At 40.6% G+C, this 16544-nt stretch carries 17 protein-coding genes; 10 read left to right on the top strand and 7 right to left on the bottom strand.

Annotated elements, in window-relative coordinates; genetic code table 11:
• Positions 1-68 precede the first annotated feature (68 nt).
• Entirely contained in the window at positions 69-650 is a 582-nt protein-coding gene (locus tag NCWK1_RS20435) for an HPP family protein (RefSeq protein ID WP_103125961.1), read from the top strand.
• 92 nt (positions 651-742) lie between these two features.
• On the opposite strand, the gene murG is transcribed toward NCWK1_RS20435, so the two are convergent.
• The gene (gene murG, locus NCWK1_RS20430) at positions 743-1813 is read right to left on the bottom strand and encodes an undecaprenyldiphospho-muramoylpentapeptide beta-N-acetylglucosaminyltransferase (RefSeq protein ID WP_096578515.1); all 1071 of its coding nucleotides are present in this window, start codon (positions 1811-1813) and stop codon (positions 743-745) included.
• Positions 1814-1897: 84 nt separating this feature from the next.
• Between murG and NCWK1_RS20425 the strand changes: the two genes are divergently transcribed.
• The 7 genes from NCWK1_RS20425 to NCWK1_RS20390 all read left to right on the top strand — a co-directional run bounded on the left by NCWK1_RS20425 (position 1898) and on the right by NCWK1_RS20390 (position 6830).
• Positions 1898-2710 (top strand): hypothetical protein, encoded by an 813-nt coding sequence (locus NCWK1_RS20425; protein ID WP_103126002.1) that lies wholly within the window; start codon positions 1898-1900, stop codon positions 2708-2710.
• 142 nt (positions 2711-2852) lie between these two features.
• Complete coding sequence (locus NCWK1_RS20420; protein WP_103125960.1) at positions 2853-3626, top strand: SDR family oxidoreductase; 774 nt, start codon at positions 2853-2855, stop codon at positions 3624-3626.
• 352 nt (positions 3627-3978) lie between these two features.
• On the top strand, positions 3979-4569 hold the full coding sequence (locus NCWK1_RS20415) for a Crp/Fnr family transcriptional regulator (protein WP_187308195.1): 591 nt from the start codon (positions 3979-3981) through the stop codon (positions 4567-4569).
• Between the two features lie 385 nt (positions 4570-4954).
• Complete coding sequence (locus NCWK1_RS20410; protein ID WP_096578519.1) at positions 4955-5305, top strand: hypothetical protein; 351 nt, start codon at positions 4955-4957, stop codon at positions 5303-5305.
• A 242-nt stretch (positions 5306-5547) separates the two neighbouring features.
• Positions 5548-5880 carry a hypothetical protein gene (locus NCWK1_RS20400; protein ID WP_146034013.1) on the top strand — a complete coding sequence of 111 codons (333 nt, stop codon included), beginning with the start codon at positions 5548-5550 and terminating at the stop codon, positions 5878-5880.
• A gap of 32 nt (positions 5881-5912) precedes the next feature.
• Positions 5913-6314: a hypothetical protein gene (locus NCWK1_RS20395; RefSeq protein WP_103125958.1), complete on the top strand. Its 402-nt coding sequence runs from the start codon at positions 5913-5915 to the stop codon at positions 6312-6314.
• A 183-nt stretch (positions 6315-6497) separates the two neighbouring features.
• Positions 6498-6830, top strand: coding sequence for a hypothetical protein (locus tag NCWK1_RS20390; RefSeq protein ID WP_096578527.1), 333 nt, complete (start codon positions 6498-6500; stop codon positions 6828-6830).
• A gap of 15 nt (positions 6831-6845) precedes the next feature.
• Here the strand turns inward: NCWK1_RS20390 and NCWK1_RS20385 are convergent, their stop codons facing one another.
• Together NCWK1_RS20385 and NCWK1_RS20380 are read right to left on the bottom strand one after the other, a co-directional pair.
• A complete protein-coding gene (locus NCWK1_RS20385) occupies positions 6846-7442 on the bottom strand; it encodes a hypothetical protein (RefSeq protein ID WP_103125957.1) in 597 nt (198 codons plus the stop codon).
• Between the two features lie 10 nt (positions 7443-7452).
• The gene (locus tag NCWK1_RS20380; protein ID WP_187308198.1) at positions 7453-9804 is read right to left on the bottom strand and encodes a transglycosylase domain-containing protein; all 2352 of its coding nucleotides are present in this window, start codon (positions 9802-9804) and stop codon (positions 7453-7455) included.
• A 310-nt stretch (positions 9805-10114) separates the two neighbouring features.
• Here NCWK1_RS20380 and folK point away from each other — a divergent pair, with 310 nt between their 5' ends.
• The gene (gene folK / locus NCWK1_RS20375) at positions 10115-10663 is read left to right on the top strand and encodes a 2-amino-4-hydroxy-6-hydroxymethyldihydropteridine diphosphokinase (RefSeq protein ID WP_096585047.1); all 549 of its coding nucleotides are present in this window, start codon (positions 10115-10117) and stop codon (positions 10661-10663) included.
• Between the two features lie 73 nt (positions 10664-10736).
• Complete coding sequence (locus NCWK1_RS20370; RefSeq protein ID WP_103125955.1) at positions 10737-11282, top strand: NUDIX hydrolase; 546 nt, start codon at positions 10737-10739, stop codon at positions 11280-11282.
• Positions 11283-11673: 391 nt separating this feature from the next.
• On the opposite strand, the gene NCWK1_RS20365 is transcribed toward NCWK1_RS20370, so the two are convergent.
• From NCWK1_RS20365 to NCWK1_RS20350, 4 genes are all read right to left on the bottom strand, one after another.
• A complete protein-coding gene (locus NCWK1_RS20365) occupies positions 11674-12324 on the bottom strand; it encodes an HAD-IA family hydrolase (protein ID WP_096578539.1) in 651 nt (216 codons plus the stop codon).
• Between the two features lie 135 nt (positions 12325-12459).
• Positions 12460-13659, bottom strand: coding sequence for an NAD(P)/FAD-dependent oxidoreductase (locus tag NCWK1_RS20360; RefSeq protein WP_096578541.1), 1200 nt, complete (start codon positions 13657-13659; stop codon positions 12460-12462).
• Positions 13660-13910: 251 nt separating this feature from the next.
• Positions 13911-14156: a ChaB family protein gene (locus NCWK1_RS20355; protein ID WP_096578543.1), complete on the bottom strand. Its 246-nt coding sequence runs from the start codon at positions 14154-14156 to the stop codon at positions 13911-13913.
• Positions 14157-14780: 624 nt separating this feature from the next.
• On the bottom strand, positions 14781-16409 hold the full coding sequence (locus NCWK1_RS20350) for a DUF655 domain-containing protein (RefSeq protein ID WP_103125954.1): 1629 nt from the start codon (positions 16407-16409) through the stop codon (positions 14781-14783).
• Between the last annotated feature and the right edge of the window lie 135 nt (positions 16410-16544).

The following is a 16544-nucleotide window of genomic DNA, read 5'->3' as shown; positions in this document are numbered from 1 at the left end:
AACATTTATTTAGAGAAAAGCAACATTTTAGATTAAGGCTAGTTTCTTTTATTTTTTTATAATTAACCATGAAAAGTTTTTTACCAAAAAGACAAATTAATCATACATATATCAAAAATTTTCACTATAAATTATTACATGGCTACTGGTTTAAAATTCGTGCAAGTAGACGCTCTGTTACTTTAGAGATTCCTCATCACAAACATATTTTTTGGAGTTGGTGCGGGAGTTTTTTTGGCATAGCTTTAACAGCTTATCTTTCTGTTAAAACTAATTCTCCTTTACTAATTGCTCCTTTTGGTGCTACTAGCGTTTTGATTTTTGGTGTACCTGATAGTCCTTTGGCTCAACCGCGGAATGTGATTGGTGGTAATTGTTTGGCGGCTATTGTCAGCCTAATTGTGCTGCATCTTTTTGGTTCAGAACCTTGGGCAATGGGAATGGCTGTTGCTACTGCTATTGGAATCATGCAATTAACTGCAACTTTGCATCCACCTTCAGGTGCAGTTGTATTAGTTGTCATGATGACTAAAGCTCCTTGGCACTTTCTTTTCACTCCTGTATTAGAAGGTTCTATTATCCTTGTGTTGTGCGCTGTAATTTTTAATAATCTAGCCAAGGAAAGGACTTATCCAAAATACTGGCTATAAACCTGCAAATTTATCACACATTCCCCTGGCAGATTTTGAGTTTCATCATATATAAAAAAGACACGAAATTTCGTGTCTTTCTACTAAATTGTTTAACTTTCCAGCACTTCTCGCAATAAAGAAGCCAATTTATCAGCGCTATCAGGAACGGCGATCGCTTTGGCATTTTCCCCCATTTTGGTTAACTCGGCAGGATTTTGCAATAACTGTAAAACTTGAGTTTGCAATTTTTCGGCTGTTAACTCTGATTGTTTATCTGTAATTGCTGCGCCAGCTTTGGTAAATACATCTGCGTTGTAAGATTGATGATCTTCCGCCGCAAAGGGGTAAGGGATCAAAATTGCGGGTGTGCCACACACGGCTAATTCTGTTAAGCTACCAGCACCAGAACGACTAATTGCTAAAGTTGCACGCCGCAACAGCGCCGCCATATTGTCATAAAAGGGTAACTCTATATATTGCGGATGTTTAAAAATACCTGCATCGGGATCGCGATCGCCTGTTAAATGCACAATATAAGCACCAGTGTCTAACCAAGCACTCGCAGCTTGACGGACGAATTTATTTACAGCCACTGCGCCTTGACTACCACCAAAAACCACAATTAACGGCGCATTATCGGGGATAGTTAAATCTAGCGGGGGGATTTCTGCCGCTAAAAATTGCGATCGCACTGGTGTACCAACACAGACATTTTTGGCTTTGGGTAAATACTTGGCTGCTGCGTCAAATCCCAGCGCCATTGCATTGCACCAAGGGCCAAAAAAGCGTGTCACTTTTCCTGGTAAAGCATTAGATTCGTGAAAAACTACAGGTAAACCTAAAGAACGCGCCGCAATCACCGCAGGCCCCGCAATATAACCGCCTGTCGTAAATACGCCCTGAAATTTGCCCTGTTTGAGAATTCGTCGAACTTCTATAATCGAACCAATGAGTTTAGCCAAAATCTTTAGAGATGCGAGTCCGAAACCTTGCTGGAACCCTTCAACTGGAATAGTATTCAAGGGGTACTGTTTGGGAACAAGTTGCGTTTCTAGTCGATTCGGCACACCCAACCATTCAATTTCATAGTCTGGCAGTTTTTCTGCCAGTGCGATCGCTGGAAACAAATGTCCACCAGTCCCACTGGCAGCTATGAGTAATTTTATCGGTGCGTTTGTCATCAAACCTCTACCGTTTAGCGCCTAGCTTCATTAAGATAAAACAATTTCCTTACGTTCATGAATAAAATCAGTAAACTGTTACCAATGACTAACATTATTGCTGTATTCCTCAAACGCCAACCCAGCTTTTCGACTCAAAGTTGGCTGTTATTATCACTGCTGACACTGAGTTTAACTAGCAGTTTACACAATGTGCAAGCTGCAACTCCCCCAAAGGCACCCGCAGAACTAAACAATTTACTAACACAAATTGATACAGCTGCTAGTAAAGGCAACGCTAAAGCCGTACTCCAATTCTATAGTCCTAATTTTACTAATGGAGATGGGTTAAACCGGACAAACTTGGAAAAAGCCCTACTGACTCTTTGGAAAGAATATCCCCAGTTACGCTACACCACAAAGCTACAATCTTGGAAATCTGAAGGTAATACCATTATTGCCGAAACAGTGACTAACATTTCTAGCGCACCATCGACTAACGCTAATAAATTGGCGCTGAATGCAACAATCACATCTCGTCAAAGAATTGCTGGCGGCAAAATTGTTAGTCAAGATATCTTAGGGGAACGTACTTTAATTACCTCTGGTAATCAACCGCCCCAACTTGATATTAAATTACCCCAGCAGGTAAAAGTCGGACAACAATACAGTTTTGATGCGATCGTTAAAGAACCATTAGGAGATGATTTTCTCTTAGGAACAGCGACAGAAGAACCAGTTAAAGTAGAAAAATATCTCGCTCCCTCATCCTTAGATTTGCAATTACTCACATCCGGCGGAATTTTTAAAGTTGGACGCGCACCCGCAACTCCTGGTAATCACTGGATTTCAGCGGTGATTGTTCGGGGTGAAGGGATCACAATGGTGAGTCAGCGTTTGCGAGTAGTCAAAAATTAGTCGTTAGTCCTCTCTTACAAAGTTCTGATCGCCGGAAGCCGGCGCTCAGACTTTGCGCTTTGTCATTTGTTATTGGTTTGTACTTGACTCTTAGCTCTTAACCATTGACCATTGACTCTTGACCATTGACTCTTGACTAACAATGATTTCCCTACAAAATCAAATTGTGTTAATTACTGGTGCAAGCAGTGGAATTGGTACTGCTTGTGCCAAGGTTTTTGCTGGTGCTGGTGCAAAGTTGATTTTAGCGGCGCGGCGGCTGGAACGGTTGCAAGAGTTAGCCAATACTCTCAATCAAGAGTTTGGGACAGCAACTCATTTATTACAACTAGATGTGCGCGATCGCCCGGTGGTAGAATCTACCATTGCTAACCTACCTCCCGAATGGTCGAATATAGACATTCTCATCAACAACGCCGGTTTAAGTCGCGGTTTAGATAAGCTACACGAAGGCGACTTTCACGACTGGGAAGAAATGATAGATACCAATATTAAAGGTTTACTGTACCTCAGCCGCTATGTCGTTCCGGGAATGGTCAAGCGCGGTCACGGTCATATAGTAAATCTTGGTTCCATCGCCGGACATCAAACTTACCCTGGTGGTAATGTCTACTGTGCAACCAAAGCTGCTGTCAAAGCAATTTCGGAAGGTTTGAAACAAGACTTGTTAGGTACTCCTGTACGTGTAACGTCTGTTGATCCTGGGATGGTGGAAACAGAATTTAGTGAGGTGCGGTTTCATGGCGATGCAGAACGCGCCAAGCGAGTATATCAAGGTGTAAATCCCTTAACTCCTGATGATATCGCTGATGTGATATTTTTCTGCACCACGCGATCGCCCCATGTCAATATTAATGAAGTCATACTCATGCCAGTAAATCAAGCTAGTGCCACTCTCGTTCATCGGCATAATTAAAGTAATAACATTCTTAAAAATAGGCTTGGGAAAGCTTATGCAGACTACTGCTAACCCTGAAGACTTAATGGTAGTGGAAGATAGGCATGGTCAGCAAAACTCTCAATTAACCTATAGCCGTCGGATTTGATTTTTGTAAAAACCCTAGTGTGGGCGAACATCCATTCGCCCATACCTTGGGAAGAAAATATTTACACGCATTAATTTTTGCTAGTTACTTATCAGCCTCACAACAGCATTAAGAGGCTTTTTTGGCTCTATCCTAGAGCAGATTTTTTCTATACTTAGAAGTTCATTTAGCTTGATCTATATGTATACTACGGTTAATACGTCGAAAAATCGTACTATAATCATGGTGTCTTTACACTCAAGCTTATCTAACGCACCTGCGAAGAACGCCAAACAGCATTTTACCAGACGGTCATTCCTGCCAGACCAGCAAAATGTTCTTTGGCAAATTGAAAAAGGCTTCGTACGTACTTTTACTTATTTAGAAGATGGTACAACAGTTGCTCTAGGACTATGGGGGCCTGGAGATATCATCGGTAAAGTCTTGTCAAAAATGGAACCTTATCAGATGGAGTGCTTAACCAAAGTAGAAGTCAAAAGCTTGCTCATGGAAAATTGGTATCAAGCGCAAGAGACGCTACTAGCACATATTCAACAAGCTGAAGAATTGATGGTAATTCGTAGTTATAAAAAAGTTGATACTATGCTGATTAAACTATTAGCATGGTTATCAAAAAAATTTGGTTTACAAGTTGAACAAGGACGTTTAATAGATATGCGGTTAACTCACGAAGACCTTGCAGAAATGCTTGGTTCTACCCGCGTAACCATCACTCGGATTTTAGGGCAATTTGAAGAAGAAGGTTTAATTGACCGTCTATCTCTCCATCGCATCGTCGTGCGAGAAGAAGACATTTGGTATTATGAAATTTAAATTCAGCAACTGCAAAAACTTTATTAGCCAGTAATTCTGGGGGATAAAAGCTAAAAAATCTCATTTTGGGCAAAATCAAGGTTTAAGTAAATTACCAGTAATTACTTGATTTTCTAGTCTTTTTCTATACTTTATTTTATAATCATTGTTCAAGGCTAGAACTAGAGAGATTTTTATACCTTGCTAGATTTACTCCCCCAATCATTATTTTTAACTCATATAAATATATAGACATATAAAAAACTAAATTATTCTAAATTACAGAGAAACTATTCATGTAAGATATAAAATCATCAGCTAAAGAGCTTGCGCTTAATTTTGCACATTTTTTGTGCAGAAAAGTGTTTCTTTGACAGCACTCAAAAATTAACAAATTGAGGTAAGTATGATATTGATAAAACGTTATCTGGTAAGCATCTTCTCTGTTGCAGCTTTAGGATTGGCTTCCTTACCTGCTCACGCCGAGACTAACCAGACAAGTACTCAGACTGTCGAGCAAAACGCTGCTATTGTAGGCAATGACAGCCAAATTTATCAACGAGCAGATCAAATCAATATCCAAAACAGTCGTCAGCGCATTAGAGGTAGGCGTTCTGGCGGACGTGTCAATCAAGACAATGGTCAATACACAGGCCAATCTGCTGGCGTTGTAGGTGATGGCAGTAGAATTGGCCAACGCTCTAGAATAATTAACATACAAAGAAACTCTATTCGTCGTGATCAGCGTCGGAGATAGTCTGAGTACTAAGCGGTTATTTATAAAGTAAAAATAAAATTCCAGTAGGGTGTGTTACGGCTTTAGGGAATATATCCTATCTAGGTATTCACTTTATAAATGGTCTCTGAAACTCCCAATCTTATTTAAGATTGGGAGCTATAAACTAATTATTGAGTTAATCAAGTTTAAAATTTTTGGGCTTTTTGAACTAAATCAGCATCAAAAAGCTTGTTTGCTCCATACTATGGAGAAATTTGATCATGATAGCGAAAAAGTCTTTACCATTAGTAGTTTTCTTAGCGCTGATGGTTTTGCCAAGTGCAGCCAGCGCATCCAGAGTTGAGATTCGTACTGATGACGGTACAACAATTGTTGATTCCGATAATGGGGTCAAAATCATTTCTGAAGAAGACAGGGATCAATCAACAGATAGTTACTATACTCCATCAGATGCTTATTCCCGTCGTCGTCTGCGAAGATATTATCGGCAAGCACCCTGTCGTCGCTACACGTCTAGCTATACCAAACGTCAAAACAGTTACTCAGGTAGAAGCGTTACTCAAAGCACTACTTCGACAACTGTATGTCGATAGTAATTACCGTTGATATTGACCAGGAGGTAAGTATGAGATCCAAAATTTTATTACTTGGATGGTTATCGAGCAGTACTTTATTAGCGATATCACCTGCTTTGACTGATTCTGTGGTTGCACAGTGTGTGATGACCGACGTTTCTGTGCAAGTGGCTGTTCGTGGCTCTAGACAGCCTTCTCGACAGAGTAATAATGTGGATTTGCAAAATCAAGGCCGATGCTCAGGAAACACAATTACACAAGTTGGTACCCAAGTTTATACAGGTAGTGGAAGAGCAAACCAACAACGCACCAGCAGACAACGCATTAATAGTGGTAGAGGTGGTACAGGGATAAATGGGCCGACTATTAAGGTTCCTGTTGGGGTGAAAGTGGATGTTTACAACCCAGCCTATGACCCATCTTTAACTAGACCTCGTAATTTCCGCCGCTGAAATCTATCTGTTTATTTAGGTGCAGGCTTGAACCCGTTAAACAATTTGGGATGTGAGATTTTGGCTTGATAAAGATAAATCTGGTGGCTCAATAATTACGAATTTGTAATTTAAAGGGTACAAGCCCCACCAAATTTTAGATGTTGGTGGTTATTCAATAAGTTGATTGAAGGTATGGCGAAGATGAGCAAGAAAAAATTTATTTTTAGTCTTTTAACAGCAGTTGCAACTTTTGGGCTGGTTGCTTCTCCTACGTTAGCCGAGGTTAACAGTAATCAAGGAGCCAACCAAACAGCGGCGATTAATGGAGATAACAATACAATTATCCAAATAATTAATCAAACTAATCGTCAACAAAATAGTCGAGGGCGGATAAATCGTCGTCAGTCACCTGATGAGCGACGTGGTAATTTTAACCGAAATCAAGGTTATGGGCGGCAGGAAAATTCGCGCCGTGACCAGGGAAATCATTATGGACGTTACAAAAAGTACCGTAATAATAGTTGGGATAGATAGTTGATTTAGCTCAGATTATCTCTCTCGAAACCACAGTGCTAGTCCACCTCCCCGGCCACGGGCGGCGATAAAATCTTCTGTAATTAAAAAGAACGCAAAGAATGGCAATTTAGCGATGGGTTCGTTGTCAAAATCTTTTGTTTGTGATTTATTACCGCCTAGAGGCTTATTGTAAATAACACGACCAAAAAGACTAATTTGGATGTGGGTAAAATCAAATGCCAAGAGGTTTTTTTTGCCTAAATATTTGGCTGGGCCTGTGAGTTTCAAAAACACAGACCCTAGTTTCACCTGATTGCTAATTTCTGCTTTGGCTGATGTTGCTTCACTAAAGGAAAGATAAGTTGGCGTCAATTTAGGCCAATAAAAGCCTTTACCCAAAATTATGCCGCCGCGCTGTCTCACTTTACGTGTTCCGGTGGCAAAGCACAGTCGCCATGTACCGACAAGAGAATCAAAAGTATAGCTAATTCGTTGCTGTTTGGCGGTTTTTTCTGCTTGTAACAGAGCATCAACTATGATTTTAGCTGATGGGCGATCGCTATCTTTGCCAGCTTGGGTTAACGTGGCGACAAACTCAGATGCAGCAAGTGATGGTAACTCAGCAGTCATGAAAAGTTAACTATTGTGAAGATGAACCTGGTTTCAGTCTATCCCGCCAACTGGGTGTTGATGCTGAACCCGAACCAGAAGAACCAGAACTATTACTAGTTGACGGTGAAGAATGTCTAGACCTTCTAGGTGTAGGAGATTCTGATTCAACTTGTCTAGATCTTCGGCGAGAACGGGGGGATGGTTCTGTAGCTGAGGCACTAGAATCATTTTCTACAGTGCGAAAGCGCCGCCGTCTTCTGGGTGTCTCAGTATTATTGTCTTGCTGCTGGTAACTACGTCTGCGTCTTCTTCTGGATGAGCCGCTATCATCAGCATCACTGGAATTCACCTCATCATTATCGTCACTAGAACTAGATCTGTTGAGGATTTTCTTCGGTTTGATAGGTTGGGCTTTAATTGTGCCTTTGCGACCATCTAACTTTGGCCTTTCCGGGAATTTTTCCACAGTCATTCCCTCTATGGCTTTTTCCATAAATTCGTGCCAAGTGTAAGCGGCGCTACTACTACTACCATAGGTGGCGCGGTTGTCATCGTTACCTAACCAAACTCCCGCCACTGCTTGGGGTATGTAGCCAATAAACCACAAATCCCTGGCTTCATCAGAGGTTCCTGTTTTGCCAGCTACAGGTCGATTATCTAACTGAGCAGCTGCACCAGTCCCTTCAACAACAACGTTACACAGCATCCAGGTCATGATTGCGGCACTATCAGCATCAAGCGCTCGCTGTGATTTAAAATTGGCTGACCAGATAACTTGGCCTTGGCGGTTGAGGATGCGACGAATACCATGCGGCTCTACGTGTAATCCTTGAGTGGCAAAACTGCCGTAAGCGCTGGTTAATTCTAAAAGGTTGACTTCGTTGGAGCCAAGGGCTAGAGAATAATTGGGTTTGAGTTCCGATTTAATCCCCATATCGTGGGCTAGTTTAATCGTTGGCGCAAATCCCACATCTAGCAATACTTTCAATGCAACTATATTCACAGAGCGAGTGAGGGCATCTCGCATATTCATCAAGCCCCGGAATTTTTCGCTATAGTTTTTTGGTTCGTAGCCATCGACGATTAAGGGAGCATCTAAATAGGTATCGTAAGGGCTTTTCCCTGTTGCGATCGCCGTGGCGTAAACAAATCCCTTAAAAGTTGAGCCTGGCTGACGTTTGGCTTGGGTGACACGATTAAATTGGTTTTTACCAAAATCTTTACCCCCCACCATTGCTTTAATTTCCCCACTGCGGGGGTCAATAGCCACCAAAGCAGCTTGCTTAAAGTTTTCCCAACGTCCTTGATTACGTAATACTTTTGTGACTGCGGCTTCGGCTGCTTTTTGCCAATTCGGGTCTAAACTGGTTTCTACTGTTAAACCACCAACCGCCAGTACATCAGCAGACACATACTTGGGTAATTCTTGCTGAACGTAACTGGTAAAGTAGGGTGACTCGACTTGTAGCCTTTTAGGCAAGCTACTTTTGACAATTAATGGTTCTTGAGCCGCGGCTTGACTTTCAGCGGCGGTAATAATGTTATCTTCCCGCATCCGTTGTAATACCAAATTCCGCCGTTGTTTAGCAGCAGCGGGATTTTGTTCGGGAGAATATAAACTTGGGGCGGGAGCTAACCCAGCAATTGTGGCTGCTTCGGCTAAGGTCAGTTGGTCTACTGGCTTACTGAAATAAACCCAAGCTGCATCACCTACACCATAAGCTCCTGAGCCTAAATACACCAAATTTAAATAACGCTCTAAAATTTGGTCTTTAGTAAATTCTGCTTCTATTTTCTGGGCGAGACGGACTTCTTTGAGTTTGCGCCAGATGGTTTTTTCTTGTTTTAAGAACAGAATTCGGGCTAATTGTTGGGTGATGGTGCTACCACCTTCTACCACATTTTGCGATCGCAAGTTATTCAAACCTGCTCTGACAATCCCTTGGGGATCGACACCGTTGTGTTCTGTAAATCTTCGATCTTCTGAGGCAATAAAAGCTTTTTTTAATTTATCGGGGATTTGTTCTATTTTAAGTTGCTCTCTGGTAGCTTCTCCTTGTTGCTGGAGGATATTACCATCAGCGGCTTTAATTGTTAATGTTTGCTCACGGACAAAAGCTTGTAGTTCTGATTTATCTGGCAAAGTTTTATCTATTGAAGTAATGACGTATTTCGCAGCAACTACGCCACTACCGACAGTTAATATTGCCCAAAACCAGAAACGACGATAAAACGGCTTTTCCCTACTGGTAAATATGGTAACTATTCCCGATGAAACATTACCCATCCGGCCAAATAGTTGCCTCACCTTTCCCACCTTGGTTGGGGGTAAGCTCTCGGCAGTGGATTCCTCATTTTTATATTGATTACCAGGCGACAATCGCGGTTCCTCCTTGTCAGAGTCACTCAAACTTTGTTGGTTGTTGCTTGAACCAGGAGGTGAGATTCCCCACGTTAGTTCCTTGCTCCAATTAATCGCAGATTAACCGCCTAAAAGACTTTTGAGGGGTTAATTAACTACGTTCGTGTTAGTATATTATCCTATAAATAATTAACTGAATTCATTGCTACAGAAAATATTATTCTCATAATTAGTACGTGAATTTTGTCAAGATTCAGTCGGTAATTTTATTTAATTCTTTAAAGAAAAATTGTTAAAACTATCCGGTCTCAATGGGGAGCAAAATATAATCAATCATCCTCATGATAGTGGACAAGAATCTCTTAGTGATAAAAGGTCTGGGCGGATAGCTGTAGCACTTGGTAGTAATCTTGGTGATTCTCGAAAAATCTTAGAAGCAGCGATCGCCCAGTTAAGCTTTATACCAACAATGCAATTAGAAGCAACATCCAATTGGTATATAACTAAAGCAGTAGGGCCACCGCAGCCAGATTACATTAATGGCTGCGTAATCTTGCAAGTTGACATGACACCGCAGTTATTGCTAGAAACCTTGTTAGCCACAGAACAGCAATTTGGGCGAGTGCGGCAAGAAAGGTGGGGGCCGCGATCGCTTGATTTAGACTTGTTGTTGTACGATCAAGTAATTCTCGACACCCCAACCCTGCAAATACCCCATCCCCGGATGCGCGAGCGAGCATTTGTTTTAGTTCCCCTAGCCGAAATTGCTCCAGATTGGATTGAGCCAGTTTCCGGATACACGATCAAACAGTTGGTAAAAGATGTAGACTGTTCTGATGTACATTTACTGAAGAGCAATTCAAGTCACTACCAATAAACACACAAAATCCTGATCCCACAAACGACAAACAGTGTTTGTTCGTTGATTTTGAAAAGATAAAACTATAACTATGCCATTAGGTAGAGAATTACCGCAGTTATTAAAACAACGTCTGTTTCATAAAGGACGCAAATTTGATTTTGAAGTCAATCGCTTGCGTTTACCAAATAAATCGGAAGGCGAATGGGAATGTATTCGTCACCCAGGTGGGGCGTTAGCTGTACCTGTGACCAATGAAGGAAAACTGGTACTCGTGCGTCAGTATCGCTTCGCCGTTCAAGGAAGAATCTTAGAATTTCCCGCGGGTACTTTAGAACGCAATGAAGATCCGCAAGAAACAGTCAGGCGTGAAATTGAGGAAGAAACAGGCTATAGCGCCCAAAAATGGCGCAAACTAGGAGAGTTTTTCCTTGCGCCTGGATATTCTGATGAAATTATTTATGCTTTTCTCGCCCAAGATTTAGAAAAGTTAGAAACACCACCCAAACAAGACGAAGACGAAGATATTGAAACTGTTCTCATGACACCAGAGGAACTGGAAGCCGCAATTTTACAAGGCGAACCCGTAGATGCTAAATCAATCGCCAGCTTTTTCTTAGCACGTCCTTTTTTGTAGCTTGGTTCAATATATTAGGTTTATATCCTCGACTTATTTAAAAAGTTGGGGATATTTTTTTATATAGGATTGCTAGTCAGGGCAAAAGGCGATCGCTTTTTGTTTCAGCTTTACTAAATATAAGTTACAGGGATAAGAGTGAAACTGTGGTTAATATTCAAGTCCAAATAGCACGATGGAAATTAACTTTCGATAGTATTTGGACTGATGATACCAAACGTAAACAAATGTCAGAACAATGTAATATTTTTTCAGGACGAGTATTAGATATGTCAGGATTGCTATCTGAATCTAGAACATAGTAAATCTTATCCTCTTCACTAAATTTAAACGGGGATGAGTCATGAGTAATAAGCCATCCCCGTGATGCAATTTGTCTCTAGCAGACATTCTATTTTTTATCCCGATTGATCCAAATCCCCCGCATTCCCGCAGCTTTTGCCCCTTGATAATCTTCGATAATACTGTCACCAATATGCCATGCTGCTTCTGGTAAACAATCGTGTTTTTCTAAAGCAACGGCAAAAATTTGGGTATCAGGTTTAGCAGCGCGTGCTTGGGTAGAAATTGTCACCGAAGTGAAATAATCACTAATACCTAAACTTTGCAACACTGAATAAATTCGAGAATCAAAGTTAGATATGATTCCTAATTCAATGCCCAAATGCCGCCAGTTCATCAGCGATGGCAAAACATCAGCATAGATAAACCAAGGTTCAGCAGTCCCAAAGTGAATATAAAGTTCGCTAAAAAAAGCCGAAAAGTCAGAAAATTGCTGGAGAAAACCAGCCGTCTCAAAGGTATTGAGGGCGATTATCCGCCACCAATCAAATTCTCGTTGAGGGATATCTGCTGGTTCTGCATCTAAAAATATTGGTGGTGGTGCGGCTTTAAAACTTTGGATGAATGCGTGATTTAATCTGGCCGCAGAAACTTCTACACCAAATTCTTTGGCTATCTGACTATATACTTCGCCCACACTGCCTTTTACGCCGAATATTGTGCCGACAGCATCCAGAAAAATAACTTTCGGTCGTTCCATCAAACTGTTTGTGATTATGTATTTTGAAGGTGATACCAATGCAAAACAAGAAAGGCACTGATGAAGAACCCCCAATCAATCTAAAATCGTTCGACTGAGCGCAGCCGAAGTCCAAAATCTAAAATGGTATGAGATTTAGATTGACTGAGAAAGTGTCTCTATAATAGGACGGACTAGCCAATTAAAACCAACTTTGAGTTGATGTTCTAAAGTCGGCATTCGATACAGATAGGCTAGACGACGCGCAACATAACCTAAAGAACCATCTAGTTTGATTCCTAAACCAGTCAAAGTAGCGTTATCTGTTCCTAACGCCATCATTTCTCCTAGTTTTTGGTAGCGGAAGGGTAACAATGGGCGATCGCTCAAAGAAGCCCAGATATTCCACGCAGTATAATCAGCTTGTTGAAAAGCTGCTTGGGCTGTGGCGGGAATTTGTTGATCTTCCGCATCACGACAGTCGGCTAAATCGCCCAAGGCAAAAATTTCTGGGTGGTCAAGAACTTGTAAGGTTGGTGTAGTCGTGATTTGATGGCGCTGGTTTTGCTTGAAAGGTAAGTTTTTAACTACAGGTGCTACTTGTGTACCTACAGTCCAAATAACTAAATCTACAGGAATTGTATCGATTTGATTTTTGTATTCTAGGGAGATGGTATCTGCGCTAATCGATTCAACTTTGGTTTCTAAATCAATAAATACACCCCTTGCGTCTAAAGCTTTTTTGGCAGTTTCACGGTTAAACTCTGGGGAGGTGCGTAAGATTTGGTCGCTGATTTCAATTAAGCGCAAACGGCCTTTTTCGCCCAGCCTGTCGGCTAATTTACAAGCTAGTTCAACACCACTGTAACCAGCACCAACGATCGCTATCCGAATTTTATCAGCATCGGATTCTTGCAAAATTTGCAGTCGTTGTTCCAGACGGTAAGCATCATTGATGGTGCGGAACGGTAGGGCGTAGGAAGTCGCACCAGGAACCATATCTAGTGGTGTTTCTCCACCTAAAGCCAGTACTAAGCGGTCGTAGGCAATTTCTGGCCCATCTTGTAATTGTACTCGTTGTTGGTCGGTATCAATTCCTGATACTACTGCTTGGTAAAAGCGTACACCTGTGCCTTGGAGGAGTTCGGCGAAGGGAGGGGCTATTTCCCAAGTTTGCAGTTCACCTGTGAGCAATTCGTAGAGTAAGGGGGAAAATAGAAAGCGATCGCTTTGATCTACCAGTACAATTTCGGGTTTTTGCTGAGATTCCCAAGGTAACTGGCTTAAGCGCAACGCGGTGTAGAGACCACCAAAGCCTCCACCAAGGATTAAAATTCTGTGAGTTTGTTTAGTCATCATTTGTATAGGACGGTCAATCCCAGCAGGGCATCTACCTCTCAGTGTAATGATTTATTTCCCTCTATTGACTCAAAATATGATAATTTTTTTCCAATATTTAAAAGCAAAAGGCGCTTTGCATTAATTACAAAGCGCCTTTTGCTCAAGTAAAATTCCAATTTAATTGATCTAACTAAGCTGGAATGAATCACACTCAAACAGAAAGTTTTTTAACTTAAACATTCTGCTGTCAGCCTGATTTTTATGATTTAATTCCCACCAGAAGTTACTGCTTTATTGTGTACGGCTGTATCTTCAGACTTTCTGTGCCATTCGCCGTTTTGGCCTTGTTTGTATTCGTTTCTTACACTATTCCAAGCAACATTAGTCGCCCCTTCTTCACTTAAACCATCGCTTTGGGAAGCATTAAAAGCAGCAAAGAAAATTTGTTGGGCGTGTTGAGGCAGTTTTTGTTGAATATCTTGGGGTAATTCTTCTATTTTGTTATAAGGCATAAATTAACTCCAGTTACCTTGACCTGGGTACATGCTAGAAAATTTATGAATAAAACTTCCTCTTACTTTCAGTAGAAATAAATAATAAATATAAATAAGTCAACAGAAATATTTATTTTGCATAAAAAGGCGATCGCTCTAAATTATGCAAGCGATCGCCATATATATCAACTAGCATAGGTCTATGTAAATAAACAGACCATCGGGAATTGCTAAAAAGCTTGTGGTGTCACTATTGTTTCTTTTTCCGACTCCTTCAGAGTGATACCAGTTCACTAAATAAATAATACGAATAATTTCTCCTCCGCCCCTCTGCTCCTCTGCCCCCCTGCGGTCTATTTGTATCAAACTTAAAGTGAAACGGTATGACGCTCCTGCGTCGCTAACGCTACTTGCTTCTCCTCATCAGAGACGCTACACGTAGCTTGCTTCCCCGTAGGGGTACAAGTCAGGAAACCCGCCCACGCGACTGACTCCGCAACGCGCTGCTCTCTGCCTTCTGCTATAGTTGCTAATCAACCACTCAATTACTCTATAGCGAAGCTTTCTTAATCTGCAAAATATTTCAATTTTCTTGGTCAATGAAGCAAATACAAATAATTAATAAAACGTCAAGCAAATATATTAAAAGCTCACATAATCACGCCATTTATCTAGCATCTTTGCGCTCACACCGGGAATACGTTCTAAATCTTGTAGGGATGTAAATTTTTGTTGTTGACGGGCAATAATTATCTTCTGTGCTAACTTTTTACCCACACCTGGAAGAATGACTAATTCTTCCTGAGTAGCTGTATTGAGATTAACTTTTTGAGTGAGTTGATTTTGACTCGATGTTGGTGCAATTATCTTAGGACATTTTTTCATCTCTGCTGGAACTTTTGCCTGCATTTCTGATGGTAAACCAATTTGAGCTTTGGCATAAAGACGGGCAAATTCCCGCACATAATGAGCAGCAACTAGAGGATTTTCAATTACTATCAATGTTTCATCATTACCACTGTTAGCTGCATCTGACCAATTGTGCGAACCAGTAATAACTATCTCGTTATCAATTACAGCAAATTTATGATGCAATAAATCTCCTTTAGCTAATACAGGTACACCAACACTAGTAATAGGATTTGTCCAAGGTTGATTATCAATTTCATACTTACACTTATTACTCAATGCAACTCCCATCATATCCAAAGCTTCGCTATAGAAACGATAGGCAAATTGAGCATCAATCAAAGCGCGAATACCTACATTTTGCTTATGACGTTGTTCTAAAATATCAGCAAGATGCTGTTCAGAAAATACAAATAATGCCAAATCAATAGATTTAGTAGCAGAATTTAAATGTTCACCAATTAAACCATTACTAGTTTTACTCCAAGGTTGAGTGGGAGAAGCTGGAGAAAACTGGACTGTAATTTTACTTGCACCCAAAGTAATTTGTTTGGGAGAACGCAGTGGTTTTTTCAAACCGAATAGGCTATCTGGCTTACCTCCAACGCCATCACCCCACATAATATTAAATTCTTGGGTAAACACAGATGCTAATTCTGGACTATCAATTTTTAGTAAATTATTAGCATTACCTAAACTGGTGCGACTGGTAAAATCGCCTGAAGTATCACTGAGGGTAAAATTAGCAGAACTAACAATTACAATGCGATTATCAACAATCACAAATTTGTGGTGCATCAAACTACTGCCTGCGGAACCATCAGCTTGATCATCTATCCAGGGAATTTTGGCATTTTGGATAATTACTAATGCGTCTCTTTGATTAATTTCTTCTGGGATGAGTTTGTTATCTTTATTTAAATCAATAAATTGATGAAATTCATTATATTTTTCTCGGTCTCTTGGTGCTAGTTTTTTGATATCATTTGGTGTATAGCTACTCCAAGGACGACTATAGTTATTTTCTAAAATTAATCTAACTTTCACCCCAGCTTTTTGTCTGTCTACTAATGCTTGGGCAACCTTGGGTAAGCGTAATTCTTGCACCGCTACATCTACAGTAGATTTAGCTTGAGAAATAGTATCGGCAATGATTTTTTCTAAGTCATCTCCCAGTCGAGTTTGCTGACGATAAGATTCTTGATATTCTGAAGATTCAGAATGATTTAAATAGACTTGAATAAATGAATCTTGAGGTAAAGGTGATAAACCCTGATGAGATGATTTAGGTTGTTGACAAGCAGTGGTAACAAATATTAAGGCAAATAGCCAAAAATAACTGGGTTGGCGAAAAATTGGCACGGTAATCTGCTAAAAGTGAATTGGTAGTGAACATAGTTATTGTTCCCAAAATACAGTACGCCTATTTAAAGAGGTAAACAGCTTGCTTGGCAATTAAAAAATCCGCCTATTGATGCACATTAATTCACATTTTCT

The sequence above is a fragment of the Nostoc cycadae WK-1 genome (assembly GCF_002897135.1).
Lineage (GTDB): Bacteria > Cyanobacteriota > Cyanobacteriia > Cyanobacteriales > Nostocaceae > Nostoc_B.
The sequence above is the reverse complement of the archived record's forward strand: the minus strand, read 5'-3'. Positions and strand labels throughout refer to the sequence as shown.

Bases quoted from the DNA above. Each gene is read 5' to 3' on its own strand.
- NCWK1_RS20425 (WP_103126002.1), top strand. From the start codon at position 1,898: ATGACTAACATTATTGCTGTATTCCTCAAACGCCAACCCAGCTTTTCG.
- murG (WP_096578515.1), bottom strand. From the start codon at position 1,813: ATGACAAACGCACCGATAAAATTACTCATAGCTGCCAGTGGGACTGGT.
- NCWK1_RS20410 (WP_096578519.1), top strand. From the start codon at position 4,955: ATGATATTGATAAAACGTTATCTGGTAAGCATCTTCTCTGTTGCAGCT.
- NCWK1_RS20355 (WP_096578543.1), bottom strand. From the start codon at position 14,156: ATGCCTTATAACAAAATAGAAGAATTACCCCAAGATATTCAACAAAAA.
- NCWK1_RS20395 (WP_103125958.1), top strand. From the start codon at position 5,913: ATGAGATCCAAAATTTTATTACTTGGATGGTTATCGAGCAGTACTTTA.
- NCWK1_RS20415 (WP_187308195.1), top strand. From the start codon at position 3,979: ATGGTGTCTTTACACTCAAGCTTATCTAACGCACCTGCGAAGAACGCC.
- NCWK1_RS20370 (WP_103125955.1), top strand. From the start codon at position 10,737: ATGCCATTAGGTAGAGAATTACCGCAGTTATTAAAACAACGTCTGTTT.
- NCWK1_RS20365 (WP_096578539.1), bottom strand. From the start codon at position 12,324: ATGGAACGACCGAAAGTTATTTTTCTGGATGCTGTCGGCACAATATTC.
- NCWK1_RS20400 (WP_146034013.1), top strand. From the start codon at position 5,548: ATGATAGCGAAAAAGTCTTTACCATTAGTAGTTTTCTTAGCGCTGATG.
- NCWK1_RS20385 (WP_103125957.1), bottom strand. From the start codon at position 7,442: ATGACTGCTGAGTTACCATCACTTGCTGCATCTGAGTTTGTCGCCACG.
- NCWK1_RS20435 (WP_103125961.1), top strand. From the start codon at position 69: ATGAAAAGTTTTTTACCAAAAAGACAAATTAATCATACATATATCAAA.
- NCWK1_RS20360 (WP_096578541.1), bottom strand. From the start codon at position 13,659: ATGACTAAACAAACTCACAGAATTTTAATCCTTGGTGGAGGCTTTGGT.
- NCWK1_RS20420 (WP_103125960.1), top strand. From the start codon at position 2,853: ATGATTTCCCTACAAAATCAAATTGTGTTAATTACTGGTGCAAGCAGT.
- NCWK1_RS20390 (WP_096578527.1), top strand. From the start codon at position 6,498: ATGAGCAAGAAAAAATTTATTTTTAGTCTTTTAACAGCAGTTGCAACT.